The sequence below is a fragment of the Paenarthrobacter sp. NPDC092416 genome, assembly GCF_044755025.1.
Classification (GTDB): domain Bacteria; phylum Actinomycetota; class Actinomycetes; order Actinomycetales; family Micrococcaceae; genus Arthrobacter.
Genome location: NZ_JBIVQG010000035.1, coordinates 1 through 2,368, shown reverse-complemented (window position 1 = coordinate 2,368; position 2,368 = coordinate 1). Strand labels below are relative to the sequence as shown.

Annotated in this window: 2 protein-coding genes; both read left to right on the top strand. The window is 62.2% G+C overall.

From position 1 onward, the window contains the following. The first annotated feature begins 382 nt into the window (after positions 1 to 382). Positions 383 to 976: an HhH-GPD-type base excision DNA repair protein gene (locus tag ACIQC5_RS24195; protein WP_400287761.1), complete on the top strand. Its 594-nt coding sequence runs from the start codon at positions 383 to 385 to the stop codon at positions 974 to 976. Between the two features lie 251 nt (positions 977 to 1,227). Continuing rightward, positions 1,228 to 2,232, top strand: coding sequence for a patatin-like phospholipase family protein (locus ACIQC5_RS24190; RefSeq protein WP_400287759.1), 1,005 nt, complete (start codon positions 1,228 to 1,230; stop codon positions 2,230 to 2,232). The last annotated feature ends 136 nt before the right edge of the window (positions 2,233 to 2,368 follow it).

Genomic DNA, 2,368 nt, shown 5'->3' with positions numbered 1-2,368 from the left:
ACACGGGGGTGCGCAGCAACCTGGCATAAATTCAACCAATCAAAAAACAATCGGTATCAACAAACTTGGCACACTATTGAGTTCTCAAACAACAGACCCCCCAAAACATCACCCACCAGCACACCACAAAAGCGCACCAACAAGGCCATTGGTAAAAAGGGATTATTTTGGCCGCCTACCGAACCGTACACACCTTCCGGCTTTCCGTTTCGCACCCGGCGACTCAGAAAACAATACACGCCCCACACCCCCAACGCAAATCCACCCCAAACAACACCCCCACCCACCCCCAAAACCCCACCAAACCGCCGTCGAACCCGCCTGCAACGTGGTCCCGCTTCCGCTCCTGCTCCCATGACGGGGGCGCCGGCCGAGTGGGAGGATGGACCGCATGGAACTTCACATCACCGGAGATGCTGCCGCCGACCAACTTCTCAGCGACGATGCATTCGCACTTTTGACAGGTATGCTCCTCGACCAGCAAGTAACCATGGAGTCGGCGTTCGCCGGGCCCCAAAAGATCCGGACCCGTATCGGGTCCATCGAACCGGCCACGATTGCAGAGTACGATCCCGCCGGCTTCGTAGAGGTATTCAAGGAGCGGCCTGCCGTCCACCGTTTCCCTGGCTCCATGGCCGCCCGCGTTCAAACTCTCGCCGAGGCCGTACACCGAGACTGGGACGGCGACGCCACGGCCATTTGGACCACCGGGGATCCTGATGGGCCTGAAGTGCTGCGGCGACTGAAAGCCCTTCCCGGCTTCGGCGAGCAGAAAGCACAGATCTTCCTCGCACTGCTCGGGAAACAATGCGGCCTCAAGTCCCAGGGATGGCGCGAAGCGGCCGGCCATTACGGTGACGAAGGCGCCTTCCGATCGGTAGCTGACATCGTGGACCCGGAGTCACTGGCGAAGGTTCGCGCTACCAAACAAGCTGCCAAGGCGGCCGCCAAAGCATCGAAGGCTTCCGGCGACTGATCGCCGGTTGGCGGCTAATCACCGGTAGGCACTGCACCATTACCAACCGGCGCCGAACGTCCGCCCGCATGATGGTGATTGCGCACCGGTCGCCGGAATGATACTTTCTTGGGTGATCGTGACCTATCGATAGGAGGTGAGACCCATGAACGCAGTATCCGTAATGGGCGCTCCACCGGAGTCCACGATCCCGCGACTGAGCTAGTCGCCACCGGGAGCGCCCGCCAGGCAATTCGCGAAAGGCGACTCCCATGAACACAACTGCTTCTTCATCTCTGCACTCCACCTCGACGCCGGTCTCCGACCAGCCAAGGTCAGCCCGGAATCAGCCGCAGATCGACGCCACCACACGAATACATCCGACTGGCGAGCGGGCATTGGTTCTCGGCGGAGGCGGATCCACAGGCAACGCCTGGCTGATCGGCGTCATCGCCGGGCTCGTCGAAGCCGGGCTGGACGTGACCACAGCCGATCTGACCATCGGAACATCGGCCGGTTCAACGGCCGCGGCCCAGCTAGCCGGCGCAACCCCTGCCGATTTGTTCACCGCCATTCTTGCCGCTGCCCCAATGCGACAGGGCGATCCGGTCGGATCCAGCCGGGGACGAGCTCCGAATGGCCAGGTTGCCACCCATATGGAGAGAACCGGCAACATCATCGCCGCCTCTGAGGACGCGGCTGACATGCGCCGCAAAATGGGGGCGTCGGCGCTCGAGCTGGATGCTTCATTTGACGATTCCCGGCAAAAACAGTGGCGCGCAACCGTCGGCTCCCGGCTGCCCAGTGAGGACTGGCCGCAGCGAACGATGTTGATCACAGCGGTTGATGCACAAACCGGCTCACCCGTAGTGTTCCACCGCGACAGCGGGGTCGATTTGGTCGACGCCGTGGCCGCCAGCTGTGCCAGTGGGTTCGCTTACGGCATCGGGGACCACCGATACATCGACGGCGGCTACCGATCCAACGCCGAGAATGCTGACCTGGCGGCCGGATTCGCTCGGGTGCTGGTGCTCTCACCATTCGGCGGCCGAACGCGGACACCGGTGGAGTGGGGCCTGGATCTCGCAACCCAGCTCGACGAGCTGCGCGCCGGCGGCAGCAGAGTCGAAACCATCTTCCCGGACAGCGAAGCCGAATACATGTTTGGCACCAATGCGATGGACTTGTCACTCCGACCACCCGCTGCTCAAGCCGGTTTCGACCAAGGCCGGTCCCTGGCCGCGCAGCTCAAAGAATTCTGGGGGTTGGGTGGTTAAATGCGAGAAGCCCCGGTGGTGGGCCGGGGCTGGGGGGTGTTGGTGTTTGGTGGTTAATGTGGGAGACCCCCCAACCGTGTGGTTGGGGGGTCTCGACCGAATGGTTGTCCGGCGGTGTCCTACTCTCCCACACCCT

What these genes read in the sequence shown, in the direction of transcription:
- ACIQC5_RS24190 (WP_400287759.1), top strand. Translation starts at nt 1,228, where the DNA reads ATGAACACAACTGCTTCTTCATCTCTGCACTCCACCTCGACGCCGGTC.
- ACIQC5_RS24195 (WP_400287761.1), top strand. Translation starts at nt 383, where the DNA reads ATGGACCGCATGGAACTTCACATCACCGGAGATGCTGCCGCCGACCAA.